Source organism: Maribellus sp. YY47 (genome assembly GCF_023111095.1).
GTDB lineage: Bacteria > Bacteroidota > Bacteroidia > Bacteroidales > Prolixibacteraceae > Draconibacterium.
Genome location: NZ_JALGYW010000002.1, coordinates 89,940 through 112,840, shown reverse-complemented (window position 1 = coordinate 112,840; position 22,901 = coordinate 89,940). Strand labels below are relative to the sequence as shown.

At 43.2% G+C, this 22,901-nt stretch carries 16 protein-coding genes; 1 reads left to right on the top strand and 15 read right to left on the bottom strand.

The window, feature by feature from the left end; all coding sequences use genetic code 11:
• Positions 1-44: 44 nt before the first annotated feature.
• The 6 genes from MR764_RS01975 to MR764_RS01950 all read right to left on the bottom strand — a co-directional run bounded on the left by MR764_RS01975 (position 45) and on the right by MR764_RS01950 (position 10,070).
• Positions 45-2,882, bottom strand: coding sequence for a TIM-barrel domain-containing protein (locus tag MR764_RS01975; RefSeq protein ID WP_247977709.1), 2,838 nt, complete (start codon positions 2,880-2,882; stop codon positions 45-47).
• A gap of 502 nt (positions 2,883-3,384) precedes the next feature.
• On the bottom strand, positions 3,385-3,717 hold the full coding sequence (locus tag MR764_RS01970) for a DUF6616 family protein (protein ID WP_247977708.1): 333 nt from the start codon (positions 3,715-3,717) through the stop codon (positions 3,385-3,387).
• 198 nt (positions 3,718-3,915) lie between these two features.
• A complete protein-coding gene (locus MR764_RS01965) occupies positions 3,916-4,635 on the bottom strand; it encodes a hypothetical protein (protein ID WP_247977707.1) in 720 nt (239 codons plus the stop codon).
• A 5-nt stretch (positions 4,636-4,640) separates the two neighbouring features.
• A complete protein-coding gene (locus MR764_RS01960; protein ID WP_247977706.1) occupies positions 4,641-6,284 on the bottom strand; it encodes a hypothetical protein in 1,644 nt (547 codons plus the stop codon).
• On the bottom strand, positions 6,281-7,357 hold the full coding sequence (locus MR764_RS01955) for a DUF4249 domain-containing protein (protein WP_247977705.1): 1,077 nt from the start codon (positions 7,355-7,357) through the stop codon (positions 6,281-6,283). Before MR764_RS01955 ends, MR764_RS01960 begins: the two co-directional genes overlap by 4 nt.
• 1 nt (position 7,358) lies before the next feature.
• A complete protein-coding gene (locus MR764_RS01950; RefSeq protein WP_247977704.1) occupies positions 7,359-10,070 on the bottom strand; it encodes a carboxypeptidase-like regulatory domain-containing protein in 2,712 nt (903 codons plus the stop codon).
• A 380-nt stretch (positions 10,071-10,450) separates the two neighbouring features.
• Between MR764_RS01950 and MR764_RS01945 the strand changes: the two genes are divergently transcribed.
• On the top strand, positions 10,451-13,705 hold the full coding sequence (locus tag MR764_RS01945) for a S41 family peptidase (RefSeq protein WP_247977703.1): 3,255 nt from the start codon (positions 10,451-10,453) through the stop codon (positions 13,703-13,705).
• Between the two features lie 296 nt (positions 13,706-14,001).
• Here MR764_RS01945 and MR764_RS01940 read toward each other — a convergent pair whose 3' ends face one another.
• The 9 genes from MR764_RS01940 to MR764_RS01900 form a co-directional block, all read right to left on the bottom strand.
• On the bottom strand, positions 14,002-15,099 hold the full coding sequence (locus MR764_RS01940; protein WP_247977702.1) for a serine hydrolase domain-containing protein: 1,098 nt from the start codon (positions 15,097-15,099) through the stop codon (positions 14,002-14,004).
• A 152-nt stretch (positions 15,100-15,251) separates the two neighbouring features.
• Positions 15,252-16,133, bottom strand: a complete 882-nt coding sequence (locus MR764_RS01935; RefSeq protein ID WP_247977701.1) for a type II CAAX endopeptidase family protein — start codon at positions 16,131-16,133, stop codon at positions 15,252-15,254.
• Between the two features lie 76 nt (positions 16,134-16,209).
• Positions 16,210-16,629, bottom strand: coding sequence for a hypothetical protein (locus tag MR764_RS01930; RefSeq protein ID WP_247977700.1), 420 nt, complete (start codon positions 16,627-16,629; stop codon positions 16,210-16,212).
• A gap of 67 nt (positions 16,630-16,696) precedes the next feature.
• Entirely contained in the window at positions 16,697-17,041 is a 345-nt protein-coding gene (locus MR764_RS01925) for a DUF6054 family protein (RefSeq protein WP_247977699.1), read from the bottom strand.
• A 174-nt stretch (positions 17,042-17,215) separates the two neighbouring features.
• A complete protein-coding gene (locus tag MR764_RS01920) occupies positions 17,216-17,737 on the bottom strand; it encodes a hypothetical protein (RefSeq protein WP_247977698.1) in 522 nt (173 codons plus the stop codon).
• A gap of 176 nt (positions 17,738-17,913) precedes the next feature.
• A complete protein-coding gene (locus MR764_RS01915; protein ID WP_247977697.1) occupies positions 17,914-18,606 on the bottom strand; it encodes a hypothetical protein in 693 nt (230 codons plus the stop codon).
• Between the two features lie 668 nt (positions 18,607-19,274).
• Entirely contained in the window at positions 19,275-20,675 is a 1,401-nt protein-coding gene (locus MR764_RS01910; protein ID WP_247977696.1) for a DUF1566 domain-containing protein, read from the bottom strand.
• A 12-nt stretch (positions 20,676-20,687) separates the two neighbouring features.
• On the bottom strand, positions 20,688-21,155 hold the full coding sequence (locus MR764_RS01905) for a T9SS type A sorting domain-containing protein (protein WP_247977695.1): 468 nt from the start codon (positions 21,153-21,155) through the stop codon (positions 20,688-20,690).
• A gap of 831 nt (positions 21,156-21,986) precedes the next feature.
• A complete protein-coding gene (locus MR764_RS01900; RefSeq protein ID WP_247977694.1) occupies positions 21,987-22,892 on the bottom strand; it encodes a TIM barrel protein in 906 nt (301 codons plus the stop codon).
• Between the last annotated feature and the right edge of the window lie 9 nt (positions 22,893-22,901).

Below are 22,901 nucleotides of genomic sequence, written 5' to 3'. Positions count from 1 at the left end.
TTTCGCTTTCCCGGGTTTCTTTTTAATTCAACTAAACCTTAGGATTACAAAATTACTTCAGTTTCTTCTCCATTATATTTTACCGTTTGCACCAGTCCTTTTTCTGAAAGGAATGGTAAAGCTTCTTCTTTTGAAACTTTGTGGATGCGGAATTCACGATCTTTGATCATTCCTTCGAATTCGCCTTTACGAGCGAGTATTTTCAACGTTTTTCCGGCTTCTGAGTATTCAAACGCAATCACGCTGAATTTACCTTCTTCGTAATTGTAGTTGGTCGATTCGTCTTCGTAGAGTTTAAACGAACCATCTTTCCCGGTATAAACATAAATATCGATCGGCGCATCCGGCTTTTGGCTGGTGTATTCAATTTCAGGTCCGGCAGGAATAATAGAACCCTCGCAAACATACAACGGCATTCTTTCGTACGGTGCACTTACTACCATTTTCTGGCCACCGTCAAGGTATTCACCCGAATAAAGATCGTACCAGCCCGTATTTGCCGGAAAATACACCTCACGTTGTCGTGCCTTGTATTCAGTCACCGGGCAAACCATTAATGATGAACCAAACATAAACTGATCGCCAATATTCAGCACATTTTTATCGGCCGAGAAATCCATTGCCAAACCGCGCATGATGGTGTAGTCGTCGAAATAAACCGCGCCGGTTAGGCTGTAAATGTATGGCATCAGTCGGTAGCGAAGTTTGTTGTAGTATAACATCGACTGGTAAGCCGGGTGTTTCTCGGGGGCGATGTTGTAGATCTCACGGTAAGGGAATTGCCCGTGTACTCGGAAAAGCGGTGCAAAGGCTCCAAACTGGTACCAGCGGGTGTTTAGTTCACGCCATTCCTCCATGTCTTCGCTTCCTTCTTTCGCCCGTTCAAATTTCTTTTGTACACAGAAACCGCCAATGTCCATCGTCCAGTAGGGGAGGCCCGACATCGAGAAGTTGATTCCGGCGGTGATCTGTGCTTTCATATCGCCCCAGGTAGTGCCAATGTCGCCGCTCCAGGTGGTGGTTCCGTAATGCTGCATTCCCGAAAATCCAGAGCGGGTAAGGATGAACACACGATCCACCGGTTTTTTCCCTCGCTGACCTTCATAAATCCCTTTTGCATTCATTAAAGCAAAAGCATTGAAATATTTTGTTGATGGTCCCAGGGCTGTTGGATTCATCAGTTTTTTGCGGTATTCAATGCTGGCATTCGAAAGAATATCGGGCTCTGTTGCATCAAGCCACCAGGCATCGATTCCTTTTGAATACAGTTTTTCATCGATCTGTTTCCAGAATAATTTGCGGGCATCTTCGCTGTAAGCATCGTAAAACGAACCAATGTAACCGGGGTAAATCCAGTCGCGGATGCTGTCTTTAATTGCCTGTTGGTACATCCAGCCGTTTTCGTCAAATTCTTTGTAATGCCCGGTCCCGAGGTAGAATTTTGGCCAAACAGAAATCAAAATACGTGCGTGCTTATCATGCACCTGTTTGATCATTCCTTCAGCATCGGGGAAACGCAGGGTATCAAAATCATGGCTTCCCCATTGGGTAACCGGCCAGTACGACCAGTCCTGAACAATGTTGTCGATCGGGATATGACGTTTGCGGAATTCATCCAGTGTGCTTAACAGTTCATCCTGTGTTTTGTAACGCTCGCGGCTTTGCCAGAATCCCATCGCCCATTTCGGCATTACCTGTGCTTTTCCGGTGAGGGTTCGGTAGCGGCTGATCACGTCGTCCATCGAATTTCCTTTCATAAAATAATAGTCGATCTGGTCGCCCATTTCAGCGTAAAAGGAAATATCGTCCTGCTGATCGGCCGGTACCGGCGACAAGGCTTTTAACCCAATGTAGGAAACGCCGCCATCGGGGTACCACTCCAGTTTGATGTCGTAATCCTGACCTGCATTCATATCGATTTGGAACTTGGCCACGGAAGGGTTCCATGCGGTCCTCCATTTATCGGCAAGAAGTTGTCCGTCGATCCAGATTTTTGTGTAACCGGCATAATACAAAAGAAAATGAAACAGGCCGCTTTCCTTTGGCTGGAGTTTTCCTTCCCAGGTAATTTTGGCCCGGTCGAAACTAAAACCTTCCGGAAAATTCTCAATGGTTTCCAGGTTTTCGTAATCGATGGTGGCTTCTTTGCGTTCCAGAAAAACGTGGTCGGTTTCGGTATTATCAACATAAGTGGCGGTTAGGCCGCCTTCTTTCCCATCAGCATCGATTAATTTAAACTGGTCGATTTGCCCGTAAGGACGCGGATCGCCAAAACGCGAGAGCGAATAATTGTCCCAAAGTATTCCGTAGTTTTTGGTAGATACCACAAATGGAATGGAGACTTTTGTATTGTACTGGAAAAGTTCTTCGTTTTTGCCTTTGTAGTTCATTTCTCCCGCCTGGTGCTGCCCCAGCCCGTAAAGCGCCTCATCTTCTGATGATTCAAACACCTGTTGTAGCTCGTAGCCTTTCACTCCATCCACTTCCATGGCCTTAAAGTTTGTGCCTCCGTCTTCTTTTCCCTGGAGAATGAGCTTCCCTTCCGCATCGTAGAAATTAACCGCGCCAGTTTCAGCCGAAACTTCCACTTTGGTTTTGGCGGTAGCGACTATAATCTTCCCGTCTCTTTCTTCAACGGTATAATTTACAGGCGTTAATCCGGGTAAAACCGACAAACTTTGTGCATCGCTAAAAGTGGTAGTTGCACTGGCTGTGACACGAATTATTTCGTCGCCCAGTGGAAGAATCATCAGCGCTTTAGCCGATTGGCCTTTCGGATTCTTTGGATAAATTACCACTCCTTTAGTGCTTTTTTCCCACACCGGTTGTGTACACGAAAAAGCGAAAAGACAAATTAAGAGTATCGCAAATGGTCGTTTCATGTAGAGATGATTAAGGTTTCAGATTTTCGTTTTTTGTTGATTATTTGCTGGTTATGCCGAACTAAAATACAAAAAAGCGGCAGAGTTTCACGTTTTTCCCGTTTTTTTGTTAGTGACAATCAGCATTCTTTTTTTTAGGATTAACTACCGTTTTTCGGTATGGCTAAAAGTTCAGGAGCCCTGGAGTTTCTGTTTGTTGGCATTTTATTGGGACAAAAGAATTTTGATGATCGGTACCGGATTATTCAACCGGGCTGAAGTCCTTTGCCTTTCCGGTATTGTATTTTTTGGGGAGGACACAAATTTTAGGGAACGGGGAGCACGGTTATTTGGGCGCCTTCAGGAACAGTATGGAAAGAAACGATTTTGGTGAATTATAAAACGAAGTCCAACATTCTTTCAAAAAGATGTTTTAAGTTGAATGGATGTAAGAAAGCCGGAAAAGGTCGATCTCGAATCGTTAAGTTTAAATGCCAGTTTTATTTAGCTCATGGGATTCAATTTAGTAGATCATTTTGCGAATAACATCTTCCGGCGAAACCAATTCTCCCGAGGCGTTTACCTGGCTGAAATACGTGTACCAGCCTGCAGTTGCAATGGCTGTTTCAAATTCTTCCATCATTTCGCCATCCGGAAATTTCCACACCGCAAAAAAATCAAATTCTACGCGGTTTACGGTTGAGGGTTTGTTGGTGCCCCAGCCCACAATTTCAACACCTTTGCCCAGCAGTTCAGTCATGTGCGGACCAATCTGGTTCAGGTAATTTTCCTTTTCATTTTTGGGAAGATGTTTCCATGCATCCTTTTCTTTCCAAAGTTCGATGTAACATTCCATGATATTTTATTTTGAGAAATGAGTTGCAGAACGTCGAGTTACTGGATGAGTCGGATCATTTCCGACGTTAATATCTGGCAAACACAATCCTAACCGGGTACCTGAGACGCAGAAAGAAGTTACAAAATAATCTCTTGAAAATCTATGTTGAAGAAACGGTTGTGTGAGGGGTTGATATTTCTTGTGGTAAATTCAAGCCTAGTAAAATTCCCGATCAATCAGTTGAACGGCATTGATAAAGTCGCTTTCCTTCATTAACCGGTTTTTGTTCTTGCGCAGTAATTTTCTGACCTCTTTTTGCTTTTCTCCAAAAAGATAAAGAAAGGGCATGCGTTTAAGCCTGAACCGTTCAAAATCGTTGTCCGGAAAAATGAGAAAATAATTGCTTCTCATTTTGAAATTTGTATTTCGCATGTAGCCGTATTTGTCGGTATAGGCGGGCACTTCTTCTTCTGTTGTTTTAAACCAGATCACAAGTTTTAGTTTCCCGTTGTAAAGCATTCTGAAATAATGATCGCCTTTCGGGACGATGTTCATCTCCAGTTTTCGAAACATCATCGGAAGGCCTGTTTCTGAATAAAAACCAAATTCACGAATGGTTGACTTATCGAGTTCAACCAGCGACGAGGATCGACTGTGTAACCAGATCAATTCGTCTTTGTAGGTGTTTAACTTTAAATGTAAACTGTCGTAACGGTCCTGATTTTCGAGTATTACATATCCTTTTTGCCAATCGTCGTTCATAAACTCTGAGCCCATGGGAACGTATAGGGGATAAAACTGATTGCCGGAAAGTTTGTATTGGGTGGTATTCGCTTCAGTTGAAAGCGTGAACCCAATGTTTGTGAGTTGCGCCCGAAGATGAACTGCTGCAAAAATCAGCAAACACGTGATGATGGTTTTTAATCGTATTCGCATGGCTTTCAGTCTAGATGAATTACTTTCCGGTTTTGAACAATACGCTTGTCTTTACAAACGACAATTACTTCTATCAGCATGTCGCCTTTTATATCCGATAAATCAACGCTAAAGCTTTTACTATTGCTTGTTTCGGTCCATCGGTTTCGGTAAAAAACCGTTCTGAAATCAGGAGAATTCGGGCTTTTTTGAATGGATTTATTCGTTTCCTGGCTCAACGGTGGCTGAATAAACGTGTATTTAAATACGTTTAACCCGGGAACTGACTCAACCCATCCCAATGTTCTGTTTTTGGTATAAACTGACAGAACGCCATCAAAACTTATGTCTCCGAAATATCTCTTAAAATAAACCGCGTCTATCTTGTCGATGTCCTGTGTTTTCAGTTTTGACAATAATTTGGGATTAAAAATCGGTATCCCGTCCAACAGTTTCAGGGGCTCGTTTTTAAAAATAGATTTGTTCCCGTTATTAAACAGCCGGATAGTTACCTCGTCGTTTTTCTCGCGGTACTGAACGCCATGCAGTATCTCGCGGGAGATTTCGCTGAAATCGGGCAGGTCAATAAACAGTTCAGGATAAAAAGTAAAGGTTGGTGGGCCGTAAAACGGATGTGTAAATTCCCGTTTAATCGAAAATGAATCGGTTTCAAACGCCCGGAAGCCTTTAAAAATCCGGTTAAAATAGGCCGCTTTTACCAGGTCGGATGCAAAGGTATTTTGTTGGAGGGTTAATATCTGATGGGTCACCGGAGCTTTTTGTGTCTCGATATAGTTTTCCAGAAGCTCAATCCGGTTCTCGTTGGCATGTTCTGATACTTCCTGTAAAACAATGTTTCCTTTTCCTACTGCATTTCGGATGTAGAAATAGAATCTTCCCCCGGCATCCGAAACACAATAATCAAAATACGGAAAAGTATCGGCGATGCTTAGCAGTACCGGCGTGTTCTGAACCGGATGTTCCGTTTCTTTTTGCACTACACGGCCGGTAATCAGAATTCCGTTATTCTCGCGAACCGGCATAAACGGCTCCTGATTGGCGGTTTCAAAACCTGCTTCGATTTCCCCGCTGAAATGGTCGGCAAACGGATCGAGTAACCGGGCGGTGACGATCATTTCAAGTGCATCGGGGCATAAATTATTATCGGTGTCCACTTTTACATCCACTGTTCTGCTGTTGTTTGAAGGCTGATTTGCCGTGATGGAAATCCCTGGCTCAGACTTCGCTTCCTTGAATTCCGAAACGGGGATGTTGAATTCCGAAATATTGTTGTCGAAACGGTTGTAAACGACAAGATAACGCGGGTAGAAAATACTTGAAGTCTCTTTTTTCTGGATGTTGGCAAAAGCAGTCAAGGTATAAATGCCGGTCGAGAGCGAATCGGGCACAACCAGGTAACCCGAACTACAGTTGTTGTCGCTGGCAACCGACACTTTGGTGATGTGGTTTTGGGTCAGATCGTCGAGCTGAATATGAATAATATTGCCCGAATTCTCACTTCCATTATTGGAAACAACGGCATAAAACCAAACGGTGTCTCCCGAAACACAGGAACTCCGGTCAGGAAACAGATGAATTGTTTCCTGTGCTTCCGAACCCAACGGGAAGCCAACGATAAGAGCCGTTATGATCCAAATTAGCTGTTTCATTCGATATTCATATATATTGAATCCCAGAAGTCGGGCTTTTCATCCTTTATCTCTCCTCTTAAGGGAATGGTGAAATTTTTGGGAATATGTCGTAGTGTAAGTTTATCAAAATTGCGGTAGTACATCACATAGTATCTGTTTTCGGCATACGACGAAATCTCAAAATTGCCCAGCACAACATCGTCAGGAGTCGTCAGGTTTTTAATGTTTCCATTCACCTGGATATAAACCGGATCAAAGATTCTTCCCGCTGCATCCAACTGGCTGTTCAGATCTTTATAGTATTTGTAGGTGTCCTCATTCAGTCCGTATTGATCTACAATGTATATCCATCCGCTGAAAAGAACGGTGTCAGAAACAATTCCGTAGTAATTCATGGTGAAAAACTCGAGCGGATGCCCGGTGATGCTTTTGTTGGTGCTGTATTCCGGCGGGCCGGCTATATTGAAAATTCCGTTAGGGTACAACGATCTCCAGGAATAGATGGGCCTTGTTTCTTCCCTTCCGTCTACTACGGTATCGTAATGATTTACATAGAGGATTACTTTTCGTGCGTAAAAACGGTAATGGTTTAATTTTCCCTGATTCTGGATATCGCCGTATACGCGAACTCCATCATCTTCCTTAATATCTTCTTTGGAATTTGATGATCCCGAAACGGTGATATTGGTATCATAGTCAGCGTAAGCGGAGTCGATAGTCGGCGTTTCCGGAACTGCCTGGACTCCCGATTCGTAAACTTCTCCGTCGAGTTCAATATGAAGGTAATAAGTGCGGTCTTTATTTAGTTGAAAGTTCAACTGATAAACTCCTACTCCGCTTTCATAAAAAGCCTGGCTGTTGTTCTGATCGTCTATAAGACTGATTTCGGCGCCACTTACCGGGGGGTAGGTTTTATTTTCGGCGTTAAAATTATGTGACCGGTACAATTTGATTGTATTCAGACTCTGTTCGGCGTTGATGGCTGCTTCAACCACCAGCTTGTCGCCCACTTCTTCCAGGTCGGGATGGTAAATCTGTTCACACGCGACGATCGCGACCAGCATCAGTATTATGATAACGAATCTTCTCATGTCAGAACGTAAAATTATAGGTTAACGACGGTACCGGAACTCCGATGACCGATAACTTATACAACGAAGGCGAAGAGCCTGCTCCAATACTTTTCCGGAAATAAACCGAATACGGATTTTTTCTTCCGTAAAGATTGTACACCGAAAGCGTCCAGCTTCCTTTCCACATCCGTTTTTTTCTCAGGTTTTCGTCAAAAGTGATGGAAAGGTCAAAGCGGTGATACGGTGGCATCCTGTACTTATTCCGGTCAGAATAGTACACCAGTGTTTGACCTTCGTACTGATACGATATTTCGGGCAAAGTCACCGGTCTTCCCGAGATAAAGACAAAGTTTCCGGATAATCTCCATCTCCGGCTGATGTTGTAGGTTGCCACCGCCGACAGATCGTGGGGTTTATCGTAAATCGACGGGTAATATTTTCCTGCATTAATTTGTTCTTCGTCAAACTCTCCGGTTGTTTTTCGTTTGGTTCTGGAATAGGTATAATTCATCCATCCGGTAAGACGACCCTGCTTTTTGGTTAACGAAAGTTCCAACCCGTATGAAAATCCGTCAGAAGGAATCAAATCGGTTTCCAGGTGTTTGTTCATGATCACCTTTGCCCCGTTTTTATATTCGATCAGGTTTTGAAGTTGTTTGTAATACGCCTCGGCTGAAAACTGATATTCTTTCAAAAAATTGTTGTTTGAAAGACCAATCGTCAGCTGGTCGTTGATCAGAGGTTCCAGGTGATAATCGCTGGTTTTCCAGATTTCGGCAGGCGAAATTACAGCACTGTTACTGATTTGATTGATGTACTGGCGGGTACGCTGATAGCTCATTTTAAGCGAGTAGTTCGAAGGTGTTTCATAATTCAATGAAAACCGCGGATCGATGCCCCTGTAGGTTTTTACAACTTCGTTGTTTCCAAATTCGAGCGTTCCTGTTACGGTCTCCGGTGTTTTAGCCTGACTTTCGTCGTATAAAAAAACGGTGGTCGGTCCCAAATACGAAAATCTGCTGTAGCGAAGGCCGAGATTGATCGTCACCCCGGGAATAACAGTAAACTCGTCGCTGGCATAAAACGCCCCTTCAATGGCTTTTTCAGCATCTACTTTGTCGGGTATAATAATCGTTGTATCGGAATACGGCCTGACCTCTCCGGGATCATTTTTATAATGAATCAGGTTGATCCCCGAATGCACATTGTGGTTGGGTGTAGGGTGCCAGATAAGGTTGTATTTTAAGGAGTTGTAGCCAAATTTATTGTCGAGGTAATAGGCTTCAAAATTCTTGCCGTCAGTAAAATCGGTTAAGCGGAAATAATAATTGCTGTGTGAAAGATCGAGCTCGCCAAACAGATTTTCTCCAAGTTTATTTCTCACTTCTAGGTTGAATAAGGTATTCCCGTATTCATTGATCGATTCGCTGCTGGTGCTGAATTCATCGTTGCTGCTGTAGCCCATTAATTTGATCGAATTGTTGTGATCAAATTTGTAGGTAAGTTTTCCGCTGAAATCATAAAAGTTGGTGGTACTTCTTGAAATGTCTTTGTCGGGAATTTGTTTCAATACCCAGTCGGTATAGGATAAGCGACCACCGGCGAGAACCGTAAGTTTTTTGTTTTTGGTAAGCGGACCATCAATGGCGAGGCGTGAATTAATGATTCCCAGTCCTCCGTAAACCCGGAGTAATTCGTTGTTTCCGTCTTTAAAATCTACTTCCATCACCGAAGCAACCCGTTCGCCGTACCGTGCCGGAAGACCGCCTTTATAAACGCGCATGTCTTCTACCAGGTCGGGATTGATCATCGACAGAAACCCAAATAAATGGGTGGTGTTAAACACCGGCGAGCCATCGACCAGCACCAGGTTCTGATCTGAATTTCCGCCGCGGACATTAAAACCCGAAGAAAGCTCACCCACTGTCTGGATTCCCGGCATCATCGTGATACTTTTGATGATATCTCTTTCGCCCATGAGTAAAGGCAGGCTTTTGATTTCTTTCGACGACATTTGTACGAGGCTGGTTTGAGTACGGGAAGCGGTGTATTCATCGGCTACCACAAGCACTTCTTCGATGTTATGCGATTCCTCGAAAAGTTCAAATTGGGCTTCACCCGATTCGATCAGGTTGATTTTTTTGTCGTAGCCCTGAAAACCCATGTACGAAATTTGCAGCGTATGTTCTCCGGTAGGCAAATCAAGGGTAAAGTTGCCGTCTTTCCCTGAAGAGGCTCCCTTTTCAAGTTTACGATCAAAAATCACGGCGCCCATCAGAGGATCGCCGGTTTTCCCATCGAGCACCTTTCCCGATATTTTAGCGGTTTTGTAGCGCCCCAGGTTAATCGGATCGCCAATAACCATAATCTGACCGGCTTCGTCGAGGTTGTGCCGGGTATCCATACGGCGCGGAAATATCAGGATAAGGTTATCCTGAAAAATCTCATAGGTAAGGTCGTGCTCATTGAAGATACTGTTGAGCGCCCGAACCAGTGGGTTGTTGTCAAAAGTTGTGTTAACCGTATATTGATCAATCCAAACGTCTTTGTAATAGATTTTTAATCCGTAATTCTGCTGTAATGTTTCCAAAAAACGACTTAAGGGCACATTTCTGAAGCTTCCGGAAATGGTCATTTCGTCGGCCTTTTGGGCAGATACATGTCCGGCTGCGAAGAACAATAAGATCAGGAAGAAAAAGCCGGCTTTATGTTGGAAGCCTTTTGGTGACACGTTTAGTTTAGGATTTATTTTCCGTTAAATAAGGTTCAATTTGTCTCTTGTGCAAGATTGCTTTTGTTGCTCTCTGTTACCGCTCAGACCACAAATCCCCTACAGTAAATTCAAACAAAGAGGATTAAATGTACTTAAATAAGTGTTGCCTTTCACGGATTAATTACAGTCAGAATAAAAAAATCAACGCTTTATATAAAGCATTTTATTTCTTGATTATGCCGCTGTTAGGTTGATGAAGCCTGGCGAGACAGATGAGGTACGAGAGGAAATTAATAACTTATTGTTCCTTTTTGTAATGAAATAAGGGTTTGACGAACTTATCTAAACATATCTTGTTAACAGTGTTCAAAGAGATCTTAATCATCAAAACGAATTATATGAAGACAATTTTTCTGATGCTGGCCCTTGTTTTACTGGCCGGTTTATCTGTTAGTGCTCAGGTTGATGCCCGGCTGTTTCGTTATGCCGATGTATCAAAAACACACATTGCATTTGTATATGCAGGCGATATCTGGATTGTGCAGAAAGAAGGCGGACAGGCGACGCGGCTTAGTTCTCCGGGAGGGGAGGAGGTCCTTCCGAAGTTCTCTCCCGATGGAAAAACTCTGGCTTTTACGGCCAATTATGATGGATCGCGCGATATTTATACCATCCCGTTTAATGGCGGACAGCCACAGCGCATAACCTGGCGCGGTTGTGTCATCCAGGACTGGACTCCGGATGGAAACAAACTTATTTTCTCAACAGGGCAGGAGAGCGGAAGACAACGTTTCTCGCGACTGTTTTCCATCGATAAAAATGGTGGTCTTCCCGAGGTATTACCTCCGGCTTATGCCGAAATCGGTAGTATCTCACCGGATGGAAAACAGCTGGCGTTTACCGATAAAACAAGGATCAACCGCACCTGGAAAAGATACCGGGGAGGAATGGCTCCTGATATTTATGTGATGAACCTCAGCGATCATTCCACGATCAACATTACCAACAGCGACGGCAGCGACGAACTCCCGATGTGGAGCGGCAGCACCGTATACTATTTGTCAGACAACGGGAAGGAAAAGAGATACAACATCTGGGCCTATGACACACAGGCGAAGACCAACGTGCAAATTACCAATTTCACTGATTTGGATGTACGTTTCCCTTCGATCGGACCGGATGATTTGATCTTCCAGGCAGGTAGCGATATGTATTTGATGGACCTGTCCACAAAAAAATACAAGAAGGTGAAAATTGAAGTGGTGACCGACCAAATGGCAACAATGCCCAAAACGGTGAAAGCGGAGAGGTACCTTCAGAACTCGGCTGTTTCTCCCGATGGCAAGCGGGTACTGGCGGAAGCCAGGGGCGAAATTTTTTCGTTGCCTGCCGAAAAAGGATATGTACTGAATCTTACGCAAAGTTCAGGATCGGCGCAACGTTTCCCGGCATGGTCGCCCGACGGAAAAACACTGGCCTGGTGGAGCGACGAAAGCGGCGAGTACGAACTGGCGCTTTACGATGTTGAATCGGAATCGGTTAAAACCATCACCAAACTTGGCGAAGGATTCCGTTACAACCTTTACTGGTCGCCCGATTCGAAAAAACTGGTTTTTATTGACCAGACCATGAGCATCAAGATTTGTGATGCGGAGTCGGGGGCAGTAAAAGAAATCGATAAAGCGCTTTGGAAAATGGAAGGTGCCTTGCGGGGCTTTTCAGTGTCATGGTCGGCCGACAGCAAATATGTAACCTGGGCGCGGGGCGTCGAAAATAAACAATCGGTAGTGTTTGTTTACGATGTCGACAATGGCCAGAAACGTCAGATAACATCTGATTTTTACAGCAACTCAGATCCGGCCTTTGATCCGGAAGGAAAATACCTGTATGTATTGACCAATCGATCGATGAATGCGGATTACAGCGATTTTGACAATTCCTGGATTTATACCAAATCAACGTTGGTAGCTGCCATCACGCTGAAAAAAGATACGCCTTCGCCGCTGGAACCTGAAAACGATGCCGTAGAGGTGAAGGAAGAAAAGAAAGACAGCGACAAGGAGAAAGGCGAAGCCAAGGAAAAAGAAGAGAACGGTGACAAGAAAGATGAGAGAAAGGATGAAAAGAAAGTAACCATCGATTTCGACGGGCTGGAACAACGCCTGGTTCTGCTCCCGGTGAGTGCAGGTAGTTACCGGAATCTGACGGCTGCCAAAGGCAAAATCATTTACCAGAAAAGTGTACAATCCGAAGGAAAAACCAAAAACCCGATTGTTTTCTGGGATTTGAAAGACCGTGAAGAAAAAACGATCCTTGATGATGCGGGAGATTTTGATCTGTCGGCCAATGGCGAAAAATTACTGGTGTCGAACCGGGGCCGGTTAAGTGTGATCGATGTGGGTGAAAATAAAAAAGCCGATAAAAATGTTCCGCTGCAGGAGATGGAAATGACCGTGATTCCGAAAGAAGAATGGAGACAGGTATTTACCGATGCGTGGCGCATTGAACGTGACTTTTTCTACGACAAAGGCATGCACGGAGTGGATTGGAAAAAAATGAAAACGCAATACGGCGCTTTGATTGAGCAGGCATCAAGTCGCGAAGATGTGAACTTTATTATGGGGGAACTGATTGGTGAAATGAATGCATCGCATGCTTACAAAGGAGGTGGCGACGTTGAGCAAACACCGCAACAAAGCGTGGGCTACCTGGGTATCGACTGGGGCATCAGCAACGGCGCTTACCAAGTGAAAAAGATTCTTGCTGGCGCCGTTTGGGATGCGGAAGAACGTTCGCCGCTGGCCGAGCCCGGAGTGGATGTGGCTGTGGGCGATTACATTTTGGAAGTAAACGGAAAGCCGATTACCACCGACAAAGAACCGGCAGCTGCTTTCCAGGGACTGGGTGGAAAAACCGTGGAGCTGACCGTTGGTAAAACAACCGCGAAAGCCGATGCAAAAAAGATCATCGTTAAACTGATGAGCGACGAATCGCGTCTGCGCCATCTCGAATGGATTGAGGCGAAACGCAAACGCGTGGAGGAAGCCACCGATGGTAAAGTCGGTTACATTTATGTACGCAGCACCGGTATTGACGGGCAAAATGAGCTGGCCCGCCAGTTTTACGGACAGTGGGACAAAGAAGGCCTGATCATTGACGAACGCTTTAACAGCGGAGGTCAGATTCCGGATCGCTTTATCGAGCTGCTGAGCCGCAAGGCGCTGGCTTATTGGGCAGTGCGCGATGGGCACGACTGGCAATGGCCCCCGGTAGCACATTTTGGCGCCAAAGTGATGCTGATCAACGGTTGGAGCGGATCAGGCGGCGATGCCTTCCCCGATTTCTTCCGGAAATCAGAACTCGGCCCGCTGGTTGGTTCACGTACCTGGGGTGGTTTGATCGGTATCAGCGGAACGCCCTCGCTCATCGATGGTGGTTCGGTAACGGCACCTACGTTTAGAATGTATGATCCCGACGGAAAATGGTTCCGGGAAGGACACGGTGTGGATCCCGATGTTCCGGTGGCTGAAGATCATCAGGAACTGGCTAACGGCGTCGATAATCAGCTTGAAAAAGCCATCGAAGTGGTAAAAGAACAAATGAAAAAGAACCCAGCGAAATGGCCGCAACATGAGCCATACGAAAAAAGATAGTTGAAATAGCCTTTGTAAAAGGACTGGCCGTCCGTCGATTTTGACGGATGGCCTTTTTTATGCCATCGTAAATCCGCGCTGCAAGTGTAAAGTAAAAAGGACGGAGTGTCCATACAGCAAGGAGGCCGCTTTTTTCTGAAAATCAATTTTTAAGAATATCCAATTTTCAATGTAAAATATCCAACAAAATCCTGAAAATTGGATCTTGGGAGTTCTTCATTGGATATTGTTGCATCAGCAAATAAAAACAAGTCCCGGATAGGAGTAGCCATTTCCCCGTTTTTCAATCGTTCAATCTAGTTCATCTCCATTAAATTCACGAGCAGCGAAATACTGGATACGGCTGCATTGTTAATGCCAATAACACAGACATCATGCGTCCGGGGATTTATTGCTAAATACGATTGAAATCCAAAGGTTTGTCCGCCATGGCCAACCATTTCGCCAACCATCATGGTTCCCAGCGCATATTTTACGAGATTCGATTTTGGGCTCATGTTATGGACCCCTGTTGACAGCTGCTGCTGAAAAGTGTTCGGATTTTTATAAAACTTTCCTTCGCTCCAGAAGAGCAGAAATTTGTGAAGATCGTACAAATTGGAAATTATTTCACCGGCGCTTCCGGCCAAGGAATAGGGTATTTGCGTGATTTTATTTCCATAGTAGCCCGTCATCAGCCGCTGGTGGTTCTCCGGTGATATTTCCGATCCGAAGAATGTATTTTTAAGCCCGGCTTTCTCCAGAATGTTTCTTTGAATGTAAGTTTTCCAGTGCATTTCCGAGACTTTCGAAATAATATCGCCCAGAATTATATAGTTGGTGTTGGAGTATTTAAACCTGCTCCCGGGAACGAAGTTGGCATCGCCATGACTGGCCGATAAACAGATAAGTTCGTCGAAAGTGTACTCCTTTTCCCGGCTGAAAGCTTTGAGCGCTTCTTCATCAGAGCCGTAAGCATTCAGGTAGTCGATAAAACCCGAGGTATGATTTAACAACATTTCCACCGTAACCTGGTCCCAGTAGTTTTGCCCCTCGTAATTCGCAAGCGCTTTTATTTCACCGCCGGGATACAAGGTGTTGAGTGTGGTATGTAACGACAATTTGTTTTCTTCGATTAACTGGAAAATGGCGATGGCCGTGAATATTTTGCTGGCGCTCCCGATTTCAAAAAGATGATCGTTGGTAACCGGCGTTTTTTCCCCGGCATCGGCATAACCCACCGCATAGGTCGAAATGCTGTCGTTTTTCCCCGTCAGAACAAGAATGCCCGCATTGTTATTCGTGCTTGAGTAAGTAACAATTTTTTCCTTCAGTGGCTTCGCCAAAGTGGCTTCCTGCGCGAGTGTGGCAAGAGGAAGCAAACCAAGTGCCAGTAACAGCAGCTTTTTTATCATGTTTTCAATTGGCTTTATCGGTTTATAATGGTTTTACAGTCGATTACCGTAAAAGCCGGCCTAAACGGATCGCGATTTTTTTCTGGATTTTAGTTTATTTTCTCCCTGCTGACCGCTTGTCGTGCTTTTGCCTGTAAATATAATGCCAATTGTTATTTCCCCAATTTTTCCTTGCCGGCTGAAAGGAATGTGTCAGCAGAAGAAATGGGCTCACTTGGGTGAAGCCAGTCTTTCTTGGGCTGTTGTTTTTGAAATTCCCGGTGCAGGAAGTAGATACACATTCCCGCAATCAATACTGTTCCGCTGATGATCAGTACCGCCCTGGTGGTTCCGCCATAGGCTTCGGTTAGGGTTTCGTTTACCGAGGTATCCATGTCGATAAAATGGCGCGTGATATACCCGCTTAAATTAGCCGCTGCGTGAATAATAACCGAAAGTGACAGGCTTTGGGTTTGGCAATACACCCATCCCGAAAAAATGCCGATGATAAATCCGGTTACAAATTGCCACGGATTGAGATGAACCAATCCGAAAAGGAAGCTGGAAATAAGTATGGATTTGACGGGCGAATATTGTCTCAGCAGGCCATCCAGCATAATTCCCCTGAATATTATTTCCTCCAGTACCGGAGCCGCAATCACCATCAGGATAAAGGCAAAAATACCGGTTTGACTCCCAAAATCCAACAGCGCTTTTTTAATACTGTCGGGTACGGGAATAGTGCTGGCAATGGGTGAAATGACACCAAAAAGTAAAGCGATTGTTCCGACTACCACAAAAGGAATGGTTCGTTTATTTTCGATGTCGAGGTTGAACGAGCAGCGTTGGGTTTTACTTTTTCGGATGGAATACACTATCGCCAAAGGTAAACCTACTGCTAAAAGATAATAGACCAGCATGGAAGCTTCTTTCCCGATCAGCTTGTTTAATACCATGTTTACCGGGCTAAGCAACAGGGTGCCAAGTACTACTATTCCTGTAATGCCAAAACTCTGCGCAATGTTCGGATAATTTTTTGATGTTAATGCTATCATTTATATTCTGTTTTTGGTTCGCGTAATGATGCTCTGTGGAGCCTTAGCTGTGCGGATGGATTTGAATAGGGTATTTTTATTGCAACGTCCAGTCATCTTTGTCTTTTTGCAGAATCATCGAAACCGATTTGTGTTGATTCCCCAAATTCACATAGTAAATCAAATCGATTTTATCTTTTCTTTCGTTGATCAGGAATGACACACTGTCAATCTGAAAGTCGTCAACGGCATTAAAATCAATCTGTTTTTCAAAATCAGATTTGTAAATTGTTTTTTCAATCGCTTGTCCCATACCATAAAATGAAACTCTGTTTTTCAGTTGGAAATTTTTTACGAATAACACCTGTGTATTCCTGTATTCAGCGTAGTTGTTAAACCAGTACTCCACCCCGTCGATGGATTGGTTTTTTGTTCTGATTTCATTCTTTTTCGAAAATGAAAAACTGCAGGCAGAAAGAATAAAGGTCAGGATGCTTAGCGTTATTACTTTTTTCATGGATTTTGTTAAGCGGAGATGATTCATTTGATATTTTGGTTTTAACCGATTTTCACTAGCTGATTTCTTATTCGGTCGTTTCAAGCTCTTCCAGTGTCAAGCTGAATTCTTTTGCGTATTCGTCTAATACTCTCTTTACATTTTTTATGTAGCTTTTTTCAGAACCCCAGTCCCAGTTCTGGGGACCTCTACCACCGGCACTTCCCATCACATCAATAAGAAGATACGATGCTTCCCGTTTGGCGATGATCATATTTAACTGGGTGGAACCGTTTCTCATGTAATAGGCTTCTGATGCCAAAACCGACATGTTTAAACTGTGATTTTCATAATCAAAAGGCAGAAATTCGATTAAGTAATTTACTGTTTTATCCAGGTCGTCAGTCGATAGTTTGTATTGGGTTGTTTTCATTTATAGTTAGTTAAGTATTCATTTCGGGTTTGTTTATCAGTCTATCTTTAGTTCGTGGTGGGTTTCGGAGCTATTGCTGTCAAACGTGGAGTGTATTGACGCGAGCCAAATTCTTAATATTTATTATCACCCAGTCATTACTTACACATCGTGTTGCCGCTTTATAGTGTTTAATCATTTTATTTCAATCTCCAGAATATTGGAAGGTTTCGAATGTACAAATACCTGGACTTTGTATTTTCCTTTTTTAAATCCTTTTTTATAATCGCAGGAGCAATTAACGGTTATCTCGCTAATGTTCAATTCTCTTACGATCTTCTCCTTTGGTTTAAGGTTTATGTATTGTTTATCTTTGTCTGAAAATAACGTGGACCAGATATAATATTGAGTTTCGTATCTACATAAACTACTATCATTTAAATTATAAACAGTTGCAGTGATACAGGTGGCATAGGGCAATTTTTTATGATAGGGATGAAATTCAGTAAATTCCAGTCTTTGAGTAAAGTCAGTATTATTAACAATCTCACATTTAATCCTCACCGGCTCACCTTCATCCAAATCTTTAAAATTAGAAATCACCACTTCAATTTTAGGGGCAATTTCATCTATGTTAAACCTTGGTATTTGTGCTACACAATGTACCGACATCAGTAACAATCCAAGTATGATATTAATTTTATTCAGGGTGATCATTGTCAAGTTATATGTATTTTGAAATTGCTTTTAACAGTTGGTACATGTTGTCGGGGCGGATTTCGAAGAGCGTTCCTGTCCGAAGGACACGGAACTGCAATGTGAGAATCCGCAGTTGGCGTACCACCTAACCCCGCCCTGCAATATGTACTGTGTTAGGGGTAGTTTTTTCATTTTTAATTCTCAATGTCGCTAAAAGTAAATGTGATGTTTTTTTCATCTGCCGAATAATCAGTGAAAATTCTAAACTCTTGTTTCGTTACATATTCATTCATAAATATGTCTTTGTATTCAATTTCTAAAATACCGTCAACTCTCGAAATCTTTTTCTCAAAGTCTTTTTCAATGAAAGTAGGTATTCTATGAAGTTGTCCAGTTGAATCTTTAGCGATGTGACTTGGATATGTTGGGAGTTTATTTAAACCACGCTCATATTGTGGTTCTTTTAGTTTGTTTTGATTTAGTTCGAATTTCTCAGACCCTATCCAAACTTTTTGAGGATTAAATACAACCTCCACGCCAAGAGCAGGTCCATTCCCATGATTTCTCAGTGAACCATAATCGATGAGAATTGTTTTGTCATCTTTTTCATAATGTTTGACTCTAATTGATTCAATGTCATCTGGTAAATGAGCAAATGCCATTTGAACATATTTTGGATTAATTCCTGGAATTGCCTTGCCACATTTTACAAATTCAATAGGAATTTGTTCTGCTCCAAAGTCAAACAACAAAAATGGTTTATGATTTAATTTTCTGTCATGCTGAACTTCTCTTAAAGCCTTAATCGATAACCAAACTGAAGTAGCAACACCAATTAAGGTAATTATTGCAGTTGCAATTTGTGCTATGTTAACCCAGTCTTGCATTTGTTTATTTATTATAAGTTTTAAAAATCTATTCTCAGAAATTCTATAAATCTCATAAAATTAATACTAGCTATTGGCTTAATTTTTTTCTTTCAAAATTACCCCTAACGTATGTGGAACCCAACTTTTTCTTTTTATGTGAAATTGCGTATTCAAGGTTTTTGATTCAGAGTTTTGTTAACTACCGGAATAAAAGTAAACATAAATAGGATTAATGTTACCTCTGAAAATATGTTATGGAGTAGTTTTCAGGCTCGAAATCAAATGCAGGAAGTTTGAAGACGGGAGCTCAAAGCGATTGGCTCGTAGCTATATCCCAATGCATTTTAGATCCCTCTCCCCACGGGATAGGGATGACAAATTAGGATAATGTTCTCGCGGCGCAGTGATATTTTGGACTTAGAACTTTGTTTTTGCGCCATGGATGAAATGTATAATCCATGTCATTCCGGACCCGAGTCTGTGCACTGATAGAGGGGAAGGAATCTTACTTTGCTGTATGCTCGAGGCTCGTAGCTCAAAGCTTATTTTCAGTTTTGCCGAACTGCACACCAATTACACCTGTTTGTGGCAGGCAGGAATCGGTGCGAACGGGGATTAATGGATTAAGTAAATTCACCCCGTAAAGTAGGCTTTGCTTCTGCAAAGCTACTTTACAGGGCAAATGATTAAAAAGCCCGTATGGCACGCACGTAAGCCAATGCTCCCTTGTCGCCTGTAAGTTGTTCCCCAGTAAGGAGAAACTGAGCCCATGCATCGGTTTGATTACCCTCAGTTGAACTCCAATAGAAGTCATTTGCAATAGCTTTTCCACCATTTGCCAGGGCAGTAGCATTAATTTTTCCCCGATTAGTAAACATCATATTCAATTCACTTTTTGAAGGTAAATACCAGTCTCCGTAAGAGTGTCCGCCTACTACAACGTTTAGATAAACACAAGCAAGGGCTGCATAACCTAATCCGTCGTTTCCGATTGCATAATGTGCTGCAATTATCATTGTTGTGTTAGTTTTGCCTGAAAATGTACCTTCTGTATATGCCTGGGTGTTTCCATAAGTTCCTGCATACCATCTTATTCCGGTACTTTGATCATCTTTGGCACATACGAGCCCGTGTTGTCCTGTTTCATCAACATAAAAAACAATACCACCCTGTGCAAAGTCTCCAACAGAATATTTGGTTACTCCACCTGCATTAACCACATAAGGACTTGCAGTTGTTCCTGAGCCAGTTACGGTTACATTGGTTCCTGCTGTTAACTTGGTCTCCGAACCATCTGCCGTGTTGGGAATTTCACTGCGAACCTGCGCAATAGAATCAGCTAAAGCAGTTTTAGTTGCCAGAGGACTTAAATCCTGGTCTCCCGTGTTCGTGCCTGATTGATTACGCAGATTGGTAATATCGGCTGCAGTAATATTTGCCGCCTCGCTGTTTGTAAATTCAGGATCAGCTTCTGTTGAGATAAATCCGCTTACATCGGGAATTTCACTACGGACTTTTGCCGTTGAATCGGCTAAAGCGATTTTAGTCGCCAAAGGAGTTAAATCCTGATCTCCCGTGTTTGTGCCCGACAGATTGCTTAAATTGGTAATGTCGGTTGCGGTAATGTTTGCTGCCTGACTGTTTGTATAAACCGGGTCCGTTTCTGCTATTCCTCCCGTAACGGATTCTGCCGTCTTTGCATGTAGGGCATAAGGAACACTCAGCAACTGACTTGTTCCGGTAATGGTGTAATTTGTCCCACCAGTGGGGTCGGTTTCCGATTGAATGAAATAAGGGCCGTTTGCCCAGTCAATGGCTGTAAAGTTGCCGCTAACAACCGATCCGTTACCAATTTCAATGCTAACTAAACCGTTGGCGTTGGTGTTTGGTGTTTGTGTTTCCACATACACTGCTGTTCCGTTGGCCGAGCCTTGAAGTATGCTGATTTGCATTCCAACCTGTTGGGTGGTTACCAGTTGGTTACTGCTGTTACGGATGACTGCCTGATAGCTCATTTTTTCGGGTGCCTGAGCAAACACACTGGCAGCAATAAATACAGCTGCGAGAAGGGTATATAGTTTTTTCATTGTCTTTTTACTCTAATTTTTGATGATTTTAAATGTTTTAACATCCCTGGTGTCCTGAATCACTTTCACGAAATAAGTTGCAGGAACAAGTTGGCCCATGGAAATACTTGTTTGGCTCTCGGTAATTTTTTCGTTTTGCAAAAGCCTTCCGTTCATATCGTACAACTGAAAAGTTAAACCTGAAAGCTTGAAGTTTTTCACTTCCAATGTAAGGTGATCGGTAGCTGGATTTGGATAAGCCCTGACCAAAAGGTTAATGGTTTTGGCTTCCTCAATTGCTGTAACCACGGAAATTTCGAAAGCTTGTTGTACTCCTTCCGCTACCGAGCCGTTAGTTGCGCTGTAGGCATGGTAAACGGGCTGACCTACTGAATAGCTAACTGATCCTCCGCCTCCTGATGCATTTCCACCGGCAGTGTTGGTGCTTTCCTGTGCAGTTACAGTAGAAAAGGAAAATAGTAAGATCAGAAATGGTATCACTCTCAATTCTTTTGATTGGGACTTTTTACGTTTAATTCTTTGTCTGTTTCGCATGTGCATTCTTCTTTTATTGGTTATTTTTCATTCTGGTTTATTTTTTATTCATATGTTAAGGCAGGACTTAATAGGATGGAATTATCCGCTTAATGCAAGCGGTCGTTTTGCTACATAAGGAAATTTTGGAGTCCGTTACGTAAATTTTAAAGGATGGGGAGGCCTGAGAGATCTCACCCGAATTTATCGATACAGAGATATGATGAAACATAAAGAGAGCAGAAATGTGTACTTATGTTCATTTCTTTGCTGGTGGCATGATTTGTAAAACTCACTGAGAGTTGTAAACCATGTTTCTCGATCTTAAAGTGAAAAAGCGCATTCAAGATTTTTGATATTTGGTTAAGCTAAAAGTAGACATAAAAATTATTCCTGCTATCTGCGATGTATATTTTTTTGATTTATATAGGTTTATATACAAAACCACTCAGGCACATGGATAACTTGATTGATTCTCAGAAGCGGGTGACAAGTCGGAAAAGATGTTCTTTGTTGCTGTTCTCCGACTCGTCAGTTGCAGTTTCGTTTTGAAAGGAATCTCGTTCTTTTATTACAATTTCACAATTTGGAAGGGCATTAAACTCGCAGCTTATTTCGCATTTAAGCATTACGGCATTCATTCTTTCAATCCTTCAACTGATCGGTACTTTAGTAAATCAGTTCTTCGATCACAATTTAACCGTTTTACAATCTGGCAATAGCCCGAAGCTTATTTCTGCATTCAAGCATTTAAGCATTCACGCATTCAATCCCTCAGTCCCTCAGTCCTTCAACTGATCAATCCTTCAGCCCTTCTTGTGCCTTCGCAATCATATCGAGCCAAACCTGGCGTTGTTCCTTTAAGGCAGCTACTTTATCGGCTGGGTCGGTGCGGCATTCAAGCAGGATCCATCCCGGGTAATCCATTTTCACAAACAGGTTCATCAGTTCCTGGTAGGGATAATCACCTTCGTTCATTTCGCGCACATGGCAAATGTCGGAAAAGCGGTCTTTCACCAGGTTAAAGTTGTATTCCAGTCCCTGTCCTTCGAGGTCTTCGGGGTTACAGTTCCAGCAAACACCCGTGCCTTTGTTGCCGACGTAATCCATCATGGCTTTTATATTGGGCAAAAGCTGTGTTTCGCGGCCGTGCACTTCAAGCCGGATTACCTGTCCCATGTCGAGGGCATATTGCCCCAGCTCGTTGAGGGCCTTACCGATTTGTTCAATGGTTTTTTCGTGCGGCACACCTTCCGGGAAAGCGTTGGGTTTTACCTTTACTCCCGAGCCGCCAATGTCTTTGCTCAGCTGCAGCCACCGCTTGGTCGTTTCAATCGACTCCTTCAATCTGGCCGGATCGGGCGAATGGTATTCCTCGTTGGTACCCATTCCGATAATTTTCACCGGGCTGTCGGCAAACTGTTTTTTTACTTCGGCGCGTTGTGCCGGGCTAAGATCGAGCGTTACTCCGTGGGCATGTTCCACGCGCAATTCAACACCTCCGATCTGTGCTTCGGTACAATTCCGTATAATGGTCGGAATGTCCCAATCTTTGGCCCACAAATAAGTAACCAGGCCGAGCTTTATTTGCGATCCGGGTGCCGTTTTACAGGAAGCCAGCAAACCTCCCGGCAGCATACTGGCTCCGGCGATCATTGACAGGTTGCGGATAAAGATTCTTCGGTTTTGATTTGCTTGTTTCATTTCAGTATG